General features: G+C 45.2%; 17 protein-coding genes. 8 read left to right on the top strand and 9 right to left on the bottom strand.

Features of this window, described 5'->3' with window-relative positions; translation table 11 throughout:
* Window positions 1–29: 29 nt before the first annotated feature.
* The 5 genes from AC59GT_RS01660 to upp all read right to left on the bottom strand — a co-directional run bounded on the left by AC59GT_RS01660 (window position 30) and on the right by upp (window position 4,281).
* Window positions 30–1,019 (bottom strand): glycosyltransferase family protein, encoded by a 990-nt coding sequence (locus AC59GT_RS01660; protein ID WP_497236023.1) that lies wholly within the window; start codon window positions 1,017–1,019, stop codon window positions 30–32.
* A gap of 81 nt (window positions 1,020–1,100) precedes the next feature.
* Window positions 1,101–1,955, bottom strand: coding sequence for a UDP-2,3-diacylglucosamine diphosphatase (locus AC59GT_RS01655; RefSeq protein ID WP_497236022.1), 855 nt, complete (start codon window positions 1,953–1,955; stop codon window positions 1,101–1,103).
* A 342-nt stretch (window positions 1,956–2,297) separates the two neighbouring features.
* Window positions 2,298–2,831: a DinB family protein gene (locus tag AC59GT_RS01650; protein ID WP_497236021.1), complete on the bottom strand. Its 534-nt coding sequence runs from the start codon at window positions 2,829–2,831 to the stop codon at window positions 2,298–2,300.
* Window positions 2,828–3,562, bottom strand: coding sequence for a YjjG family noncanonical pyrimidine nucleotidase (locus AC59GT_RS01645; RefSeq protein WP_497236020.1), 735 nt, complete (start codon window positions 3,560–3,562; stop codon window positions 2,828–2,830). The genes AC59GT_RS01650 and AC59GT_RS01645 overlap by 4 nt, the downstream gene beginning before the upstream one ends.
* A 74-nt stretch (window positions 3,563–3,636) precedes the next feature.
* A complete protein-coding gene (gene upp / locus AC59GT_RS01640; protein WP_497236019.1) occupies window positions 3,637–4,281 on the bottom strand; it encodes a uracil phosphoribosyltransferase in 645 nt (214 codons plus the stop codon).
* A 236-nt stretch (window positions 4,282–4,517) separates the two neighbouring features.
* Between upp and uvrB the strand changes: the two genes are divergently transcribed.
* The 5 genes from uvrB to AC59GT_RS01615 all read left to right on the top strand — a co-directional run bounded on the left by uvrB (window position 4,518) and on the right by AC59GT_RS01615 (window position 10,406).
* Window positions 4,518–6,545: an excinuclease ABC subunit UvrB gene (gene uvrB / locus AC59GT_RS01635; protein WP_497236018.1), complete on the top strand. Its 2,028-nt coding sequence runs from the start codon at window positions 4,518–4,520 to the stop codon at window positions 6,543–6,545.
* 37 nt (window positions 6,546–6,582) lie between these two features.
* A complete protein-coding gene (locus AC59GT_RS01630; protein ID WP_497236017.1) occupies window positions 6,583–7,182 on the top strand; it encodes a Uma2 family endonuclease in 600 nt (199 codons plus the stop codon).
* Window positions 7,183–7,270: 88 nt separating this feature from the next.
* On the top strand, window positions 7,271–7,525 hold the full coding sequence (locus AC59GT_RS01625; protein ID WP_117384625.1) for a DUF4834 family protein: 255 nt from the start codon (window positions 7,271–7,273) through the stop codon (window positions 7,523–7,525).
* Between the two features lie 2 nt (window positions 7,526–7,527).
* The gene (locus AC59GT_RS01620; RefSeq protein WP_117384626.1) at window positions 7,528–7,824 is read left to right on the top strand and encodes a hypothetical protein; all 297 of its coding nucleotides are present in this window, start codon (window positions 7,528–7,530) and stop codon (window positions 7,822–7,824) included.
* 86 nt (window positions 7,825–7,910) lie between these two features.
* Entirely contained in the window at window positions 7,911–10,406 is a 2,496-nt protein-coding gene (locus AC59GT_RS01615; protein ID WP_497236016.1) for a YfhO family protein, read from the top strand.
* A 304-nt stretch (window positions 10,407–10,710) separates the two neighbouring features.
* On the opposite strand, the gene serS is transcribed toward AC59GT_RS01615, so the two are convergent.
* Window positions 10,711–11,982: a serine--tRNA ligase gene (serS, locus tag AC59GT_RS01610; RefSeq protein WP_497236015.1), complete on the bottom strand. Its 1,272-nt coding sequence runs from the start codon at window positions 11,980–11,982 to the stop codon at window positions 10,711–10,713.
* 116 nt (window positions 11,983–12,098) lie between these two features.
* On the opposite strand from serS, the gene rsmI reads away from it, so the two are divergent.
* From rsmI to lnt, 3 genes are read left to right on the top strand one after another with little or no spacing between them, the layout of a single operon-like run.
* Window positions 12,099–12,809: a 16S rRNA (cytidine(1402)-2'-O)-methyltransferase gene (rsmI, locus tag AC59GT_RS01605; protein WP_497236014.1), complete on the top strand. Its 711-nt coding sequence runs from the start codon at window positions 12,099–12,101 to the stop codon at window positions 12,807–12,809.
* A gap of 12 nt (window positions 12,810–12,821) precedes the next feature.
* Complete coding sequence (locus AC59GT_RS01600) at window positions 12,822–13,358, top strand: DUF1572 family protein (protein WP_497236013.1); 537 nt, start codon at window positions 12,822–12,824, stop codon at window positions 13,356–13,358.
* Complete coding sequence (lnt, locus tag AC59GT_RS01595; protein ID WP_497236012.1) at window positions 13,358–14,956, top strand: apolipoprotein N-acyltransferase; 1,599 nt, start codon at window positions 13,358–13,360, stop codon at window positions 14,954–14,956. Before AC59GT_RS01600 ends, lnt begins: the two co-directional genes overlap by 1 nt.
* Window positions 14,957–14,999: 43 nt before the next feature.
* Here the strand turns inward: lnt and AC59GT_RS01590 are convergent, their stop codons facing one another.
* From AC59GT_RS01590 to AC59GT_RS01580, 3 genes are read right to left on the bottom strand one after another with little or no spacing between them, the layout of a single operon-like run.
* Window positions 15,000–15,854: an N-acetylglucosamine kinase gene (locus AC59GT_RS01590; RefSeq protein WP_497236011.1), complete on the bottom strand. Its 855-nt coding sequence runs from the start codon at window positions 15,852–15,854 to the stop codon at window positions 15,000–15,002.
* Window positions 15,851–16,234: a response regulator gene (locus AC59GT_RS01585; protein WP_497236010.1), complete on the bottom strand. Its 384-nt coding sequence runs from the start codon at window positions 16,232–16,234 to the stop codon at window positions 15,851–15,853. Before AC59GT_RS01585 ends, AC59GT_RS01590 begins: the two co-directional genes overlap by 4 nt.
* Before the next feature lie 37 nt (window positions 16,235–16,271).
* Window positions 16,272–17,585 carry a TolC family protein gene (locus tag AC59GT_RS01580; protein ID WP_497236009.1) on the bottom strand — a complete coding sequence of 438 codons (1,314 nt, stop codon included), beginning with the start codon at window positions 17,583–17,585 and terminating at the stop codon, window positions 16,272–16,274.
* Window positions 17,586–17,587: the final 2 nt, after the last annotated feature.

Here is a 17,587-nt window from a genome sequence, read left to right as displayed (position 1 = left end):
AGCAGAAAAAGCGTATTCGGACTAATGGATTATTGCCGGGCGTACCGCTTTACCATATCATCTACAATTTGCGCCGTCTCGTCGGGGAAATCGACATTGATGCGTTTATCATCGGCAAGCCAGTCGTTAATGTGCGTAGAGAAGTCGTGCCCAATGGTACCTACAACCTTTACCCCAAGGTGCGATGCAGCCAGTGCATTACATTGCTGCTCGTACTGCCCCTTCATGGGTATCATCATTACTTTTTTACCCATAAACAGCGCTTCAGCAGGGCCTTCAAAACCTCCGCCGGTAAGCAGGCCGGCGCTGCTGGCCAGGCTGTTATTGAAAGCTTCGTTATTAACAGGAAAAATGTGAACGTTACCTTCGCGGTATGGCGACTTGGTACGTTTACTAAATACGTGCCATTCGGCATCTTTTGCCTGCCCCAGATTTTTTATAAGCGTATTATCGCCATAGGCGGGCAGGTATACGCTGTAATGCCCCTTGTTTGATGTTTCCAGTTTACGAATATCGGTACGTATAACAGGCGTATGAATAAAATCGGCGTAACGTTCAAAATGGAAGCCTATGTGATGCGTTGTTGGTGAGTAATACTTAAATAGCCACTCCGCATAGTTCCACTTTGCGGGACGGGGTGTTTTTTTGGACACGAACGAACACTGGTGACTTAACGATACCGAGGGCACGCCCTGAATGCGGCAGGCCCAGGCACTTACCGGTTCAAAGTCGTTTATAATTAAGTCATACTGTTTAAGCGGCAGGTTTCGCATATCGCGCCAAAGCTGCGGAAGGTTCATGATCTTAAAGGTAGCCCAATTATCTACACCTCCCTTTTTCCCAAAAACAAAGCTAAAACCATGAAAACGGTATTTAAGCGGCTGGCTCAGGCTAACTTCAGCTTCGGTGCCGCTTACCAGCAGGTCCACTTCGCCATACTGCTGCAAAAGGGGAACAATTTCACGGGCGCGACTGATATGCCCATTGCCGGTACCCTGTATGCCAAATAGTATTTTCATGGAGATAGAATTGCGGGCAATTTAGCAAACAAAAGTTTACAAGCGGTTAGGAAATGGTGAAACGAGAACGGATAGCTTATTTTACTCCGCTTCTTGCCTAAAACGTTCCAGCAGAACCTTCACGTCGAGCATAGCATTGAGGTCCTCTGCGTCGGATATATCCTCCTCATCAGCATCGGATTTAAAATCATCCGGGTTAAACTTGAAGACCCGCCAGTCGCCATTGTGGTACTCTAATGAAGTAAGGCTCTCTACCCAATCGCCGCTGTTCAGGTAAAGCACACTACCGGATTGTTCGGTAGATTGGATCTCTCTTATCTCGGCATGGTGGATATGTCCGCAAATAACGTAGCTGTAAGCTTTCTCTACTGCAAGATCGGCCGCGGTTTGCTCAAACTGGTTAATAAACTTCACAGCGTCTTTAAACTTTGCTTTAACTTTTTGAGAGAAACTCATCTTTTCCCGGCCCACAGCGGTAAGGAACCAATTAGTTAAGCTGTTGATGAGAATAAGTGTATCATACCCAACAGCACCTAATTTTGCAAGCCACTTGGAATGCTGCATAGTTACATCGAAAACATCACCATGAAATATCCAGGCTTTCTTCCCATCGATGTTCAGTACTATTTTATTTAGTAGCTGAAATGAACCAAGATTGAGGTCGGTAAACTTGCGCAGCATCTCGTCGTGATTGCCGGTGAGATAATACACAGGAACGCCTTCTGTAACAAACTTAAGTATCCGCCTTACCACCTTCATGTGGCTTTCGGGCCAGTAAGATTTACTGAACTGCCAAATGTCAATAATGTCTCCGTTGAGGATGAGCATCTTGGGTTTGATGCTCTTGAGGTACTTTAAAAGTTCCTTGGCGTGACAGCCGTAGGTGCCTAAATGCACATCAGAAATAATAACAATATCAACTTCTCTTTTCGCCATCAAAAATGGGGGCTATTATACAAGGCCGGTATAGTATCGGTCAGTATCAGAGTAGTTACCGGTTGCCGAAGGCTTTATTCCTCGTCGTCATCCTCATTTACCTTAAGCTCATAAGGGCTTAGGTAAAAGGCGCCGAGCAGTACCAGCAAACCAACTACAAACAAATAAGCAAATTCAAAATTCATCTGTCCTTGTTTAAGCAAATATCAGGTAATCAGGTTATTTTACTGTTAAGACTATATTAAATGTAAAAGGTTACTTTAACAGAAGAAGTTTTTTAGTCCCTTTCAATTCTTATACTAAGTTACCTCTTAAACATGAAATGGGAATGAAAATTGGGGCTTATTTAAATGTGTTAAAAGACGCTTTTATCCGCTCCATCTGCTTTAAATGATGCTGCAGGTGAACGCGTATGAATTTAAACCATTGGGCCGCATTTAGCATGCCCATTCGCGGATGCTGCCAGCGTGCATCGGTTGGTGCAGCAGCTATTAACCCGGCGGTTGTGGCTACCCGCTTGCGTACTTTAATTATCTGGTTACGGGCAGTCTCTTTATCTATTTTCGCAGGGGCCACTTTGGCAGCAGCTTCTTCAGGCACTTTTGTGTTAAAGGGTGGGAAAGCTCCCATAAGCAGGATGTACCAGCCTGTAAGTGTAACTCCGCCTTTTGATGGTGGGCAATTATCATGCGTACACCGCTCCAGGGCAATAGACGAACCCAAACTGGCTTTCATAATGTGGTCATACACCTCCGCATAGCTCCAGCCACCTTTGGCAGGCGTAACATCAAAGCTACTGTCTGGTATGGTGTCCAGCCATTCGCGGTAGCGGTCTAAAGCCTCGTCAATAGCGCGGCGCTCTTCAGCCAGGTTCATAGGATTAAAGTTAATTCTTTTAAATGATGTATCTGCATAGGTATGTCTGTAGGCTTATCTACCCGGAATGGGTTAAAATAAATAGCATCCATACCAAACCCCAAAGCGCCACGTACGTCCGCCTCCAGGCTGTCGCCAATCATCAGGCTTTCTTCTTTAGTAGTACCGGCAAGCTCAACCGCATGCTGAAAGATCAGCGGATCGGGTTTATTTACGCCAATCACTTCGGAAATGATCACATTTTGAAAGTATTTTCCCAGCCCGGTTCCGCTTACCTTTATCTCAGTAGATTCTTTAAACCCATTGGAGATCAAATGCAGTGTGTATCTACTTTGCAGGTAAGCCAGTGTTTCATGCGCGTGCGGAAAAAGATTTGTTTTATACGGACCAAGCCTTACATAGTCGTCCTCAAATGCAGCAGGTACAGCTTCGGGATGTACACCCATTTCCAGGAAGGTCTTCTTAAAACGGGTCTCGCGTAAAACATCCTTGCTTATTTTACCCAGGTGATAATCGGCCCAAAGCTGGTGATTATTACGGGTATATATTTCTATGAACTCCGCTGCCGACTGCACACCAATATCTGCCAGCTTATAAACGCTGTAAAGCTCCAGCAGGGTTTCTTCCGCATTGCGGTCAAAGTCCCAGATGGTGTGGTCAAGATCAAAAAAGATGTGTTTGTATACTTTGGAATTAAGATTGACGATGTCAGATTGCGGCGTAGAAAACATATAAGCAAAGCTAACAATTCAAAAATCTAAAATTCTCCTACGTAAGTCAACTATTCTGGTTCCCCTTTAGGGCGCTACGCCTTCTCCCCAAACGCCAGGTCTCCTGCATCTCCCAGCCCGGGTACAATGTAGCTCTTGCTTGTCATCTCTTCATCTACCGCGCATACCCATATTTTAGCTTTTGGTAAGTTCGCCCTTACATGGGCAACACCTTCTGCACTGGCTATTACCGCGGCAATGTGCAGTTCGGTTAGCTGGTATTGCGCCATCAGCTCCTTGCAAACCCTTACCACACTTTGCCCGGTAGCCAGCATCGTGTCTATCATGATCAACGACCGCCCGTTTAGGTCCGGGGCCGAAATATGGTCAACCTGGATGGTAAAGCTGCCGCTCTTTTTAGTTTTGCGGCAGGCGGTGATAAATGCAGAATCTGCTTGTTCAAAAACGTCCATAAACCCCTGGTGAAAAGGCAGACCCGCCCTTAGTATAGTTGCCAGTACAGGTTGTACAGTCGGCAGGTTTATGCTGGCGGTACCTAAAGGAGTTTGCACATCCTTTGCTTCGTAGCGGAACGATTTACTTATCTCATAAGCCAGTATAGTTCCCAGCTTTTGCTGGTTGCGGCGAAAACGCCCTTTATCCTGCTGAATAGCTGCGTCCCGCAGTTCGGCTAAAAACAAGTTGGCTATACTATCGGTTTTGTTCAGGATGAAGGGCATGGGTGATGTTAGATTTTTAATTTACGATCCCGGATTTTACTGCACGTATAAATCCGTTATAAAGTTTGTTAAATACCGTGGCATTAGCAATTCAATTACAAAAAGTATTAAGTATGCCCTGCTGACATAGGGCTGTCACCAACCCTCATTTACTTTGCTTTGCTTGCCAAACATGGCAAAGTCAAAATCGGTTACAAACCCGTAATCGCAAGCTGCTTATTGTTAACTTTGTACTAATGGATTTTAAGATAACTTCTCAATATAAACCCACAGGCGATCAGCCGAATGCCATACGCCAGCTTGTAGAAGGTGTACAAAACGGCGACCCGTTCCAAACACTTTTAGGTGTAACCGGATCGGGCAAAACGTTCACCATAGCTAACGTTATTGAGCAAACGCAAAAGCCAACGCTTATCCTCAGCCACAATAAAACCCTTGCGGCACAGCTTTACGGCGAGTTCAAGCAGTTCTTTCCGGACAATGCCGTAAACTACTTTGTTTCTTATTACGACTATTATCAGCCGGAGGCCTTTATCCCTTCGTCAAATACCTATATAGAAAAAGACCTCCAGATAAACGAGGAAATAGAGAAGCTTCGGCTTCGTACTACCTCGGCCCTCATGAGCGGCCGGCGCGATATTATTGTGGTATCGTCCATATCCTGCATCTATGGTATGGGTAACCCGGAAGATTTCGCGGCATCGGTATTTAAGTTTGCTGTAGGCACACGCATCAGCCGCAATGCTTTCCTGCACCGCCTCGTAGAGATCCTGTACGCCCGTACCACAGCCGACTTCAAACGCGGCACGTTCCGGGTAAAAGGTGATACGGTAGATATATTCCCGCCGTATATGGACCATGCTTACCGCGTTACTTTCTTTGGTGACGATATAGAAGAACTGAGCGCGTTCGATATTTCCTCCGGCAAGACCATCGAGAAGATGACGCACATGGTGGTTTACCCCGCCAACCTGTATGTTGCACCGCGCGAACGTTTTCAGCAATCTATCTGGGCTATTCAGGAGGAATTGGAAGCACGTAAAAAACAGTTCATAGACGACCAGCGCTTCCTCGAAGCCAAGCGGTTAGAAGAAAGGGTCAACTACGACCTGGAAATGATACGAGAGCTGGGCTATTGCAGCGGTATAGAAAACTATTCGCGCTTTTTTGATGGCCGCCTGCCGGGCATGCGCCCCTTCTGCCTGCTGGATTATTTCCCTGATGATTACCTGATGGTGATTGACGAAAGCCATGTTACCGTACCTCAGATAAGGGCAATGTACGGTGGTGACAGGTCCCGGAAGATCTCGCTTGTTGATTATGGGTTCCGTTTGCCTGCGGCTATGGATAACAGGCCCTTAAACTTTCAGGAGTTTGAACGTCTTGCGCCGCAAACTATCTACGTAAGCGCCACACCGGCTGATTTTGAATTAGAAAAATCGGGCGGTGTTGTGGTAGAGCAGGTAATACGCCCTACCGGGTTGCTGGACCCGCTGATAGATGTACGCCCGGTGATTAACCAGGTGGACGACCTGCTGGATGAGGTTGATAAAACCATTAAGATGGGCGACCGTGTACTGGTAACCACCCTAACCAAACGTATGGCCGAAGAACTTGCCAAGTACATGGACCGCCTTGGAATAAAATGCCGGTACATTCACTCGGAAGTAAAAACATTACAACGTGTGGAGATACTACGCGGCCTTCGTTTAGGTGAATTTGACGTGCTTATAGGTATAAACCTGCTAAGGGAAGGCCTTGACCTGCCTGAAGTTTCGTTAGTTGCCATTTTGGATGCTGATAAAGAGGGTTTCTTACGATCAGAACGTTCGCTTATACAAACCATTGGCCGTGCTGCGCGTAACGACCGTGGCAGGGTGATCATGTATGCCGATACGATAACTGACTCTATGGAAATAACGATGACGGAGACCAACCGCCGCCGTGAACTGCAGATAAAGTACAACGAAGAGCACGGCATTGTGCCAAAAACGGTGGGTAAATCTAAAGAGGAGATTATGGAGCAAACTTCCGTGGTCGACTTTAAAGGTGGTGTACAACAGGCTTATGTTGAAAATGAGGTTGCTACCCTCGCGGCCGACCCTATTGTACAGTACATGACCAAGGCCGACCTGAAAAAATCTATTGATAATACCCGTAAGGATATGCTTGCTGCTGCCAAGAACATGGACTTTTTACTTGCTGCTAAACTGCGCGATGAAATGTTTGCGTTGGAAAAAATGATGGAAGAGAAGTTTTCATAAATGCCTTGTGTTAAATAGGATTATGTAAATTTGAATTATGCAGTTCTCAGATCTTGACCTTAATAAAACGTACAGCTACGCCGATTACCTTCATTGGACCTTTGAAGAGCGGCTGGAACTTATTAAAGGTAAAATCTTTAAGATGACGCCAGCGCCCAATCTCTATCATCAGGATATTTCTGCTGTTGTGTCAAACGCTCTTTATAACTTTTTAAAGGGTAAGCCCTGCAAAGTTTATACGGCTCCTTTTGATGTACGGCTGCCGCGTACCACTGTCAGCGCAAATGAGAAGATATACACAGTAGTACAGCCTGACATATGTGTAATATGCGACATGACAAAGCTCGACAAACGAGGATGCACAGGGGCGCCGGATATTGTTGTAGAAATACTTTCTCCCGGAAACAACCAAAAGGAGTTGCGTAACAAGTACGAAGTTTACGAAGAATCGGGCGTGCTGGAGTATTGGATTGTTTCACCTCAGGATAAAACCTTTTTTAAATATGTTATGGCTGACGGTAAATTCCAACCATCTAAGCTCATGACCATCGGCGACATTATTACAACGCCTGTTTTACCTGGCTTTGAGCTGGACCTTGAAACGGTTTTTGCAGGCATAAACGACGATAATTTATAGTCATCCATTTATCATCAGGTGGGGCTAACATCATAAGCAAACAAAACTTACGTTATAGTACTTATATTTGTAAGCTAATTTTAACCAAATGCTTCTCATCAGGTTCTTAATTATATCAATTTGTGTGCTGTACATCCTGCGCAGCCTTGCCCGTATATTTATACCTATGCTTTTCCAAAGCGTAGTGAACAAGGCTCAGGAGCAGGCGCGCGGTCAGCAAAATTATCAACAGTACAAACGCCCCGAAGGCAAGGTGCAAATAGACCATATACCCGAGGGTGTAAATAAAGGCAAGGTGCCCGATAACGAAGGTGAGTTTGTAGATTACGAGGAAATAAAATAACAATGCTTCCCGAAAATTTATACAAACGGCGCCGTAACCATAACAACACCCCTCCGCTGGTGCTGCTTATATTGACCAACTGTATCGTGTTTGCGTTATTGATACAGTTTTTTGCCGCTTGCGATAAAGTGAACAACTTTTTTTGGGCTGCTTTAGCCGTACTTGCCTTTTACAACCTCTACACCATACGCCGCAACCCCGACGAGCACAACCGGCTCAACATCATTATCTACTCGGCCAGCATTATTGGCATGATCGTAACTTTTTACTTCATGAGCCGGCAGCCGCATAACTGTTAATTAAATCCGCTTTAAAGTTATCGTTCCTATTGTCGTTCAATTTCCTATTTTTGAGGATTAATAAACTGTCCCTTTAAATAATTTAAATGAATAACTGGTTCAAACGTAACGGCATACATTTGGCTGTTACCGGCATTTTCCTGGCGATTTGCTTCTTCTTCCTTACACCCGCATTCCAGGGCAAAACATTAGGACAAAGCGATGTGCTTGGTGCACAATCCACCCAAAAAGAAATTAACGATTACCGCGCAAAGGATACCACCATATTGTGGACTAACCAGATCTTTGGCGGTATGCCCACCTTCCAGATATGGGCGCCATACCCCAACAATATTACCACGCACGTAGTAAGCGCAGTAAAAGCAACCTTCCCTAACCCGGTTGATACTGTACTTATTTTGCTGCTGGGCACCTACTTTTTACTTAACGTACTAAAAATGAACCCCTGGCTGGCTGCTGCGGGAGCTGTTGCGTTCACCTTCTCGTCGTACAACATGATATTGCTGGTTGCGGGGCACTCCAACCAGGCCTTTGCCATAGCGCTGTTTGCACCTTTACTGGCAAGCATCCTGTTAACGTTAAGGGGTAATTACATAACAGGTGCTGCTTTAACGGCATTCTTCCTGGCTATGGAGATACGTGCCAACCACGTGCAGATGACGTATTACCTGATGCTGGCTATCTTTATTTTAGTAGGGATCGAGCTTTACCATGCGGTAAAGGCCAAAGCTACCGCACCGTTCTTTAAGGCAATTGGTTTGCTGGCAATATCCACCATCTTAGCAGTATCGGTAAACGCTTCTTTATTGTGGAGCACTGCCGATTACGGTACCGAAACCATCCGCGGTAAATCTAACCTGAAGGCAAGTGATAAAGAGCCAAATGAAGGCTTGGACAGGGACTACGCTTATCAGTATAGCCAGGGCGTTGCCGAGTCGGTTACGTTTTTGGTACCGAATGCCGCCGGCGGTGGTTCAGGTACAGAAACCCTGGATTCTAACTCCGAAGTAGTTAAAGTATTTACAGATAAAAGTGCACCTGTAGAGCAAGCCGTTAACATTGCCGGGCAAATATCTAACTTTCCGGGCATGTCTATGTACTGGGGTCCAAAACGCCCTTCTACGTTTGGCCCGTATTATTTTGGCGCGGTTATCTGCTTTTTGTTCGTGCTGGGGCTTATTGCGGTGCGCAGCCGCTTAAAATGGTGGTTGTTGGCTACGGTAGTACTCACTATGCTGCTTTCATTTGGGGGTAACTTTCCGTTCCTTTCAGATATCTTCTTTAACTATGTACCGTTATACAATAAGTTCCGTGCGGTAGAATCCATACTTGCGGTTACCGGGCTTTGTTTCCCAATACTCGCGCTGTTAGCCGTTAAAGAATTTATTGACAATCCGGACAAAGCCGACCTGTTTAAAAAATTAAAGATCACCCTGTACATTGTTGGTGGCCTAACCTTAATATTAGTAGCTGTACCTACGGTTCTGCTCAGCTTTAGGGCTTTTGACCAGGTGGATGGGGTAAATGCCTTAACTCAGGCCATGAAAGGCGATAGCGCTACCGCAAACGCTTTCTCAAACGCGCTGGTTAAAGACCGCACGAACCTGGAACGAGCCGACGCGATACGTTCCCTTGTGTTAATACTCGTTGCTTTCGGTTTGCTTTGGGCATTTGTAAAGCAAAAGATAAACGCCACTGTAATGTCGGTAGCGTTCCTGGTAGTGATATTGGTTGACCTATGGCAGGTAGATAAGCGTTACCTTAAGGACGCTAGTTTCCAGGACAAGGTAGAAGCAGCGCAAGCTGTACAACCACGCGAGGTAGACAACTTTATAATGAAGGATACCGATCCGGATTTCCGCGTGTATGACAACAGCGCAGCCATGAAATATGACCTGTTCAATCCCTTCTTCCACAAGAGCGTAAGCGGCTATTCTGCAGCCAGGCTAAAGCGTTACGAAGAGTTGATTGATAACCAGTTCACCAAAAGCATAAACCAGGATGTACTGGATATGCTGAATACCAAATACATCATCACTACAGACCCTAAGACAGGCACCGCCAGCATGCAGGCAAATTCAACCGCTTGCGGGCACGCGTGGTTTGTAAAAAGCGTAAAATATGTTGAGAACGCCGATGAAGAGATGAAAGCGATAAGCAGCTTTGCACCTAAAGACGAGGCGATGATAGACAAGCAATACAAAAGCGTTGTAGAAGCTAAGCCACTATCTGCCGACCCTAACGCTACCATCAAACTGGTAAGCTACAACCCGCAGCATTTGGTTTATCAAACCAGTTCTGCAGCTAACCAGGTAGCCGTATTTTCGGAAATTTACTACAATAAGGGATGGAAGATGTTTGTTGACGGTGTTGAACAACCTTACTACCGGGCGGACTACCTGCTGCGTGCGGCAACCATCCCGGTAGGTAACCATAAAGTGGTGTTTGATTTTCACCCGGCATCTTACTACACCGGCGAAGGTATCTCAATGGCAGGCTCTATCCTGATGGTGCTGGCCCTTGGTGGTGCAGCATTCACCGAGTTACGCAAAAAGAAAACACCGGAAGTTAAGAAAGCTTAACACCTGGCATACGATAAAAAGAAGAGGCTGCCCGTTAAGGAGCAGCCTCTTCTTTTTTTTGGAAAACTTAGGGCTATTTCATCGCCCTTTTACACCTGTATTTTATCCTATTACTTGCAAATAAACTTTAAAATAGCCTGCTTTTTTGGTGTGGTTTTTAAAGAATCATGCAAGTGCATTGTGTCAAAAACAGCCAATTTGGTGCGTTTAACGCACTTTTATTGCCTGATTGCACAAGTGTTCAAATTCAGCTTTTTTAGCGTCAACACAAAAAAAGCTGAACACTTTTGAACACCAGGGTCAATTAATCGATAAACTCAAAACGGGTATAAGGCACCAATACATCGGGTATTTTAATGCCGTTTTCGGTTTGGTTGTTCTCCAGTAAAGTGGCTACTATCCGCGGTAATGCAAGTGCACTACCGTTAAGGGTGTGCGCCAGTTGCGTCTTACCCTCTGCATTGCGGAAACGCAGCTTTAACCGGTTCGCCTGGAAGGTCTCAAAGTTGGACACGGATGAAACCTCAAGCCAACGCTGTTGTGCGGCACTCCAGGTCTCCATATCATACGTAAGCGCGCTTCCAAAGCCCATATCGCCACCGCAAAGGCGCAGCACACGGTAAGGGAGGCCAAGCTTTTGCAACAAGCCCTGCACATGCGCGCTCATTTCTTCTATAGCCTCGTAAGATCTGTCGGGATGCACTACCTGTACAATCTCTACTTTATCAAACTGGTGCAGCCTGTTCAGTCCGCGTACATGAGCACCGTAAGAACCAGCCTCCCTGCGGAAACATGGCGTGTGGCCACAGTTCCTCAATGGCAGCTCCTCACCTTTCAGAATCACATCACGGTACATGTTGGTAATAGGCACCTCGGCGGTTGGTATCAGGTATAAGTTATCTAGTCCTACAAAGTACATCTGCCCTTCTTTATCAGGCAGTTGGCTGGTGCCAAAACCAGATGCTTCATTCACCATCAACGGCACGCTCACTTCACTATAGCCGGCCTTTTCTGCTTCGTCTATAAAAAAGTTTATCAGCGCACGCTGCAGTTTGGCGCCCTTGTTCTTATAAACAGGAAAACCGGCACCAGTAATTTTCACACCTAGCTCAAAATCTATGAGGTTGTATTTGGCTGCGAGTTCCCAATGTGGTAAGGCACCTGCGGGTAGTTCGGGTTTGTTGCCGTTCTCCAGCACTACTTCGTTATCCTCAGGTGTTAAGCCCTTCGGCACAGATGAATGCGGAAGGTTAGGTAATATTACCAACTTATCCTGTAGCTCCTGCTCTACCGCACTTAGTTGCTCAGCCAACTGTTTGCTTTCTTCTTTCCACCTGCTGGTATTAGCTTTAATGGCTTCGGCTTCCTCTTTTTTGCCAGCGCGCATCAGTTCGCCAATTTGCTTGGCGGCGGTGTTAGCCTGTGATGATACGGTGTCCAGCTGGTTTTGAGCCGACCGGCGTTTCTCATCCAGCGCTATCACTTCATCTACCAGATCCAGCTGTTTGAAATTTTTTACAGCTAAACGTTCCAGAACCTGTTCCCTGTTATCACGGATATAACTAACTTGCAGCATTATTTGAATTTTAAAAAGGCAAAGATATAACAGTTGGCGGTTTACAGTAGCAGTTTGCAGTTTTCTTTCAGGAACTTAAACATTACCAGTAAAAGCTAACCGACACCTGCAAACTAATGAGCGGTAAACTCTTTTTAGTACCCACCCCAATAGGCAACCTCGAAGACATGACCTTCCGGGCCATTCGAGTGCTTAAGGAAGCCGACCTGATATTGGCTGAGGATACCCGTACTTCTGCACCAATGCTAAAGCATTTTGGAATACAGCAGAAGGTTTTCTCGCACCATCAACATAACGAGCACCAATCATCGGGGCAAATCGTAAAGTTTTTGTTGGAGGGGCAGAAAGTAGCGTTAATATCCGACGCAGGTACCCCTGCTATATCAGACCCTGGCTTTTACCTTGTCCGTGAAGCATTAAAGTACGATATTCCCGTGGAATGTTTACCCGGCGCCACTGCCTTTGTGCCCGCACTGGTAAACTCCGGCTTTCCTACTGACAAATTTTGTTTCGAAGGATTTCTCCCGCTAAAAAAGGGTCGGCAAACACGCTATAAATTCCTTGCTGAAGAGGAGCGTACCATCATACTTTACGAATCGCCTCACCGTTTATTAAAAACATTGGAAGAGATGATCACATGGTTCGGCCCAGAAAGACAAATCTCTGTATCCCGCGAGCTTACCAAAATGTTTGAGGAAACTGTCCGAGGTACGGTTACAGAAGTTAAAACTTATTTCGAAACGCACCCCCTCAAGGGAGAGTTTGTAATGTGTGTGGCAGGTGCGCCGGAAAAGCCCGCTAAAAATAAGTACAAAGACGAAGACTAATGTCGTACTAATATGGATGGCTACCTGCAAAGCGTACGTAAACAGTTTGAGTACTATAAATCTGTTGGTGAACGGACAATGGATCAGCTGACAGATGACGAGCTGTTTTGGAAACCAAATGAAGAAAGCAACAGCATAGCGACAATTGTAAAACATCTTTGGGGAAATATGCTATCGCGATGGACCGACTTTCTGACCAGCGACGGAGAAAAGCCCTGGCGGGAACGCGAAGCGGAGTTTGACAACGACATCAGAGACAAAGCCGAACTACTAACTAAATGGAATGAAGGCTGGCAATGCCTGTTTAACGCGCTGGATACCATCAACCAAGATAACTGGCAAACTGATATTTATATCAGAAACGAAAGACACACCATAACAGACGCCATTAACCGTCAACTAGCCCATTATCCATACCATGTTGGTCAGATTGTTTTTATTGCTAAGATGCTGAAAGCAGAAGCGTGGACATCGCTTACAATCGCCCGTGGTAAAACTGCCGAATTCAACAAAGAGAAATTTGGGAGTACAGATAACAAAGAAGTTTAATGAAAAGAAATACTATCCTGCCAGTTATATCGGGTTTATTGCTTTGGCTGGCCTGGCCGCCAACTCCGTATACCACCATCCTACTATTTATTGGCCTTGTGCCAATGCTGATTGTTATGGAAGGTATAATCAATTCTGATTCACCTAAAAAAGGCAAGCAGATATTTAACAAGACCTTTATAGGTTTCTTCATCTGGAATGTTCTTTGTATTTACTGGGTGTACAATTCTTTAAAAATTGTTGGTGCTGTTATTGCAATTCCAATCTCTCTTATCCCCTATGCACTCGGACCTTTGCTGATGTCAACCGCATGTTGGTTATATTATCGCCTACGGCTTAGAACAAATAGGATCATTGGACTTATAGGGCTGGTATGTTTTTGGATAGGCTACGAATATCTACACCAAAGCTGGGATCTTAACTTCCCGTGGATGACGCTGGGCAACGGCTTTGCCGTATCGCACCAATGGGTGCAGTGGTATGAGTTTACTGGCGTATACGGCGGCACTATATGGGTGTGGGCGGTTAACATCCTGGCTTTCCTAGCTTATCTAAAATTCAAACAGTCACAACAGAAACAAACCTGGGTAAAGCCGGCAATTGCAGCTGCGCTGGCTTTTTTACTGCCACTGGGTATATCATTGTATCGCTACTATAGTTACGAGGAACAGGTAAATCCATCTAACGTGGTTGTTGTGCAACCCAACATAGACCCCTATTTAAAACAAGACATACCGGCAACAAAGCAGATAGAAGAGCTTACGCATTTAAGCGACTCCGTCGCACAGCCAAATACTGAATTTTTCATCTGGCCCGAAACTGCTATATCTGAATACATTGATGAAGACCGTATTCTCAACAGCAACCATTACCTGCAGGTAAGACAATTCCTTAATAAGTATAAAAACGGGAATGTTATTACTGGCGGCGAGACCTACCGCGTATACGACAAGCTCGTTAACGAAACTGCGAGCCCTATGCCAGACGGTGGTTTTTGGGATAATTACAGTACAGCTATCAACATAGAAAACTCTCAAAAAGTACAATTTTATCATAAATCGAGATTGGTGCCGGGTGCCGAGTCGTTGCCTTTCCAAAACGCGTTGTTCTTTCTTAAGCCGGTATTTGCACATTTGGGCGGCGCTACAGGCAACTATACCATGCAAGCTGAACCGGGTGTATTTTACTCTCAAAGCGGGATTGGCTCTGCACCGGTAATCTGTTATGAATCGATATGGGGCGAATGGGTTGCTAAGTCGGTTAAAAGCGGCGCGCAATTTATAGCTATCATCACCAACGACGGTTGGTGGGAGAACACATCCGGTAAAGACCAGCATATGGACTATGCGAAACTCCGGGCGATAGAGACAAGGCGCTGGGTATGCCGATCAGCTAACACAGGTATTTCAGCATTTATCAATCAGCGCGGAGATGTAGTAAAGCACAGCAGTTGGTGGGTAAGATCCGCTTTGAAGCAAGACATCAACCTAAATTCTGACATTACATTTTATGTGGAGTATGGCGATTACCTCCCCAAATTAGGCACCATACTAGCACTTATGGGTATAGCGTTCCTGGTTATCAGGTGGCGAAAATAGTATTATTTGTTTCTGTAAGCGCTTTAAGGTATTGTTCACCTGTTTAAGAAGCATTCCTCTTGAGCATAAACTCCAGCAGATCGTTTATAGGCTGGCGGATGATCTTACCCACGTGAACACCATTTTCATCACACACCTGCTTTAACTCATCGGCAAATACAAAGGCTATGGAGCCCACAAAGTGGCATTTAAATTTGTTGTACTGCGAGTAGGATTTGATGTTACTATCAACAAAGTCCTGAAATATAGTCCTGAGCAAGTCTTGTGCATATCGGGTTTGCCTGATGCCGTACATGAACTTTGAAAAAGACGCTAACCAGGAATTTGCCGCCGGCTTCTGATAAACGTTCTTTATTACAATCTCCTTATCTAGGTGATATTCTTTGTTAAATAGGGTATGGATATCGCCCGGCATATTGCCATAAAGGAAATCAGTAACAAGGGTTTTGCCAATCATTGTACCGGCACCTTCATCGCCAAGTACATAGCCTAAGCCATGTTTACCATCGTGAATGTCCTCACCATCAAAGAAAGATATATTAGACCCTGTACCTAAAATACAGCAGAAGCCCTTCTCGTGCCCACAGGTTGCAAAAGCAGATGCAAGGAGGTCACTATCCACACTAATGTAAGACTGGGTAAAATAGACACTCAACGCGTTGGAGATGATCTCGTGTCTATCGGGGCTGGAGCAACCCGCGCCAAAAAAGTATATCTCTTCTACCTGTGAAGCTAGCGCAATAAGGTCCGGGATTTGATCTTGTAAAACTTTGGTGATCTCTTTTTCGGTGAGGAAATAGGGGTTTAATCCTACAGATCTGAATGCTTTTGGCGGCCCGTCAGGAACAGAAAGCAGCCAGTCTGTTTTGGAAGATCCACTGTCTGCAACTAAAATCATGTATTAAGTTCTTCCAGTACTTCGTAAGTAAGGGGTTTATGAATAAATCGTGCTACATGCCTGCTTTTACCGGAGTTTGCAATATCGGTAGGATCCAGCGATGAAGAAAGCATAAAGATTTTCACTTTGTCACTGTTCTCCAGATTCATGGCATCATACGCTTCTAAAAACTCGAAGCCACTCATAGTAGGCATCCTGATATCCAGAAAAATAACATCCGGTTTCACCGAACCGTCCCTTAATGATTCAAGCGCATCCTGAGGTGATTGCTGCACAATGATCTCCTCTGCAAAATTGCCGCTTTCTAAAATTTTGCGCGTAACAAAGTTGTCGATATAGTTATCGTCAACAAGCAGGCAAGTTTTATAGCGGATCTGCATTCTCCAAAAATAATCTTTTACAGCAATTATAAATACTTTATTGAATATTTATGCTATTGGTAATTTGCTTTAGAGTAACCTCCGCCATTTTTGCCTGATATTGGGCATTAAAGAAGGTAGATTGTGCATCGAGGTAGTTACGCTGCGCTTCCCGTACTTCCAACGGAGTGATGTTTCCTAGGCGGTATTTATCCAGTGTTATTTGCAGGTTTTTACGCGAAAGCTCTACATTACTTTGGCCAACTTTAATCAGGTCAAGCCCTGATAAATAAGCAACGTAAAAGTTACTGATTTGCGCTTCAACATCCAGCATAGTCCGTTTATAACTCAACTGAGCATTATCTATCTGGAGCTTGGCATTACGTTCCCGCCGCCATTGGTTAAACCCGTCGAAAATATTGATAGATGCGGTTAAGCCGTAGTTTAACCCATGCGTATTTTGTTGCAGGGTAAAGCCTGCCGGTGTGGTACTGCGGCCGAACGTATAACCAGATGTTACACCAACCACCGGAAAACGGGCAGAGCGTACTTGTCTTAGGTTAATATCTGCCAGGCGCTTATTTATTTGCGAGGACAAGATAGCAGGGTTTTGTGTTTGAGCCTTCGCTATTATGTCCCCCAATACCAGCGCCCGGTCTACAACTATGGTATCACCAACAGAGAAATCAGTTTGCAGGTTGCGCACCAGCAGCTGGTTCATTTGCACCTTAGTTTGCCTGAAAGACTGCAGCTGTGAAATCAATGCGGCGGTGTCTGTGTTCAGGTTTACCTGGGCATTGTACACGTCAAGGCGCGATACACGCCCTACCTGGAACTTATCATTAGAGTACCGCAATTGCGTACGGGATATCTCTATCGCGCCGCGCAAGGCTTTAATTTGTTCGTTCTGGCTAATCAGGTTGTAGTAGGTATTTATAACGCCGGCCACTGTGCTTTGTATGGTGTCACGCAGTCGTATATCGCCAAGCTGATCCAGTTGCTTTAACTGGTCGTAATTGGCAAACATGGCAAACCCATCAAAAATAGTCCAGTTAAGGTTCACCCCATAGTTACTGTTACTGTTATTAGCCCGCAGGTTATTCACCGTCCCGTCAGACCGAGTTTGCTTAACGGTTTGCCGGCTGTAGTTGGTGGCATAATCGCCTGTTACCAGCGGTAAAAAACCGGCATTACCTAAGGTAACATTATTGCCCGCGATAGTGGCATTGTTTTGAGACAGCTTAATGTTATAGTTGTTTTTCAGAGCAGTATCAATAGCATCCTTTAAAGTGAGTAAGGGGGCATCCTGTGCAGATGCATTGATATATAAAAAGCATCCTAAAATTAAGCCGGTAATGTATCTGATGTTCATGG

This window comes from Mucilaginibacter sp. 320_HR, assembly GCF_059691875.1.
The sequence above is the reverse complement of the archived record's forward strand: the minus strand, read 5'-3'. Positions and strand labels throughout refer to the sequence as shown.

Coding starts and splice junctions, on each gene's coding strand:
- AC59GT_RS01625 (WP_117384625.1), top strand. CDS start 7,271: ATGCTTCTCATCAGGTTCTTAATTATATCAATTTGTGTGCTGTACATC.
- AC59GT_RS01650 (WP_497236021.1), bottom strand. CDS start 2,831: ATGAACCTGGCTGAAGAGCGCCGCGCTATTGACGAGGCTTTAGACCGC.
- AC59GT_RS01660 (WP_497236023.1), bottom strand. CDS start 1,019: ATGAAAATACTATTTGGCATACAGGGTACCGGCAATGGGCATATCAGT.
- AC59GT_RS01655 (WP_497236022.1), bottom strand. CDS start 1,955: ATGGCGAAAAGAGAAGTTGATATTGTTATTATTTCTGATGTGCATTTA.
- AC59GT_RS01580 (WP_497236009.1), bottom strand. CDS start 17,585: ATGAACATCAGATACATTACCGGCTTAATTTTAGGATGCTTTTTATAT.
- AC59GT_RS01600 (WP_497236013.1), top strand. CDS start 12,822: ATGGATGGCTACCTGCAAAGCGTACGTAAACAGTTTGAGTACTATAAA.
- AC59GT_RS01630 (WP_497236017.1), top strand. CDS start 6,583: ATGCAGTTCTCAGATCTTGACCTTAATAAAACGTACAGCTACGCCGAT.
- rsmI (WP_497236014.1), top strand. CDS start 12,099: ATGAGCGGTAAACTCTTTTTAGTACCCACCCCAATAGGCAACCTCGAA.
- serS (WP_497236015.1), bottom strand. CDS start 11,982: ATGCTGCAAGTTAGTTATATCCGTGATAACAGGGAACAGGTTCTGGAA.
- AC59GT_RS01645 (WP_497236020.1), bottom strand. CDS start 3,562: ATGTTTTCTACGCCGCAATCTGACATCGTCAATCTTAATTCCAAAGTA.
- AC59GT_RS01615 (WP_497236016.1), top strand. CDS start 7,911: ATGAATAACTGGTTCAAACGTAACGGCATACATTTGGCTGTTACCGGC.
- uvrB (WP_497236018.1), top strand. CDS start 4,518: ATGGATTTTAAGATAACTTCTCAATATAAACCCACAGGCGATCAGCCG.
- AC59GT_RS01585 (WP_497236010.1), bottom strand. CDS start 16,234: ATGCAGATCCGCTATAAAACTTGCCTGCTTGTTGACGATAACTATATC.
- AC59GT_RS01620 (WP_117384626.1), top strand. CDS start 7,528: ATGCTTCCCGAAAATTTATACAAACGGCGCCGTAACCATAACAACACC.
- upp (WP_497236019.1), bottom strand. CDS start 4,281: ATGCCCTTCATCCTGAACAAAACCGATAGTATAGCCAACTTGTTTTTA.
- lnt (WP_497236012.1), top strand. CDS start 13,358: ATGAAAAGAAATACTATCCTGCCAGTTATATCGGGTTTATTGCTTTGG.
- AC59GT_RS01590 (WP_497236011.1), bottom strand. CDS start 15,854: ATGATTTTAGTTGCAGACAGTGGATCTTCCAAAACAGACTGGCTGCTT.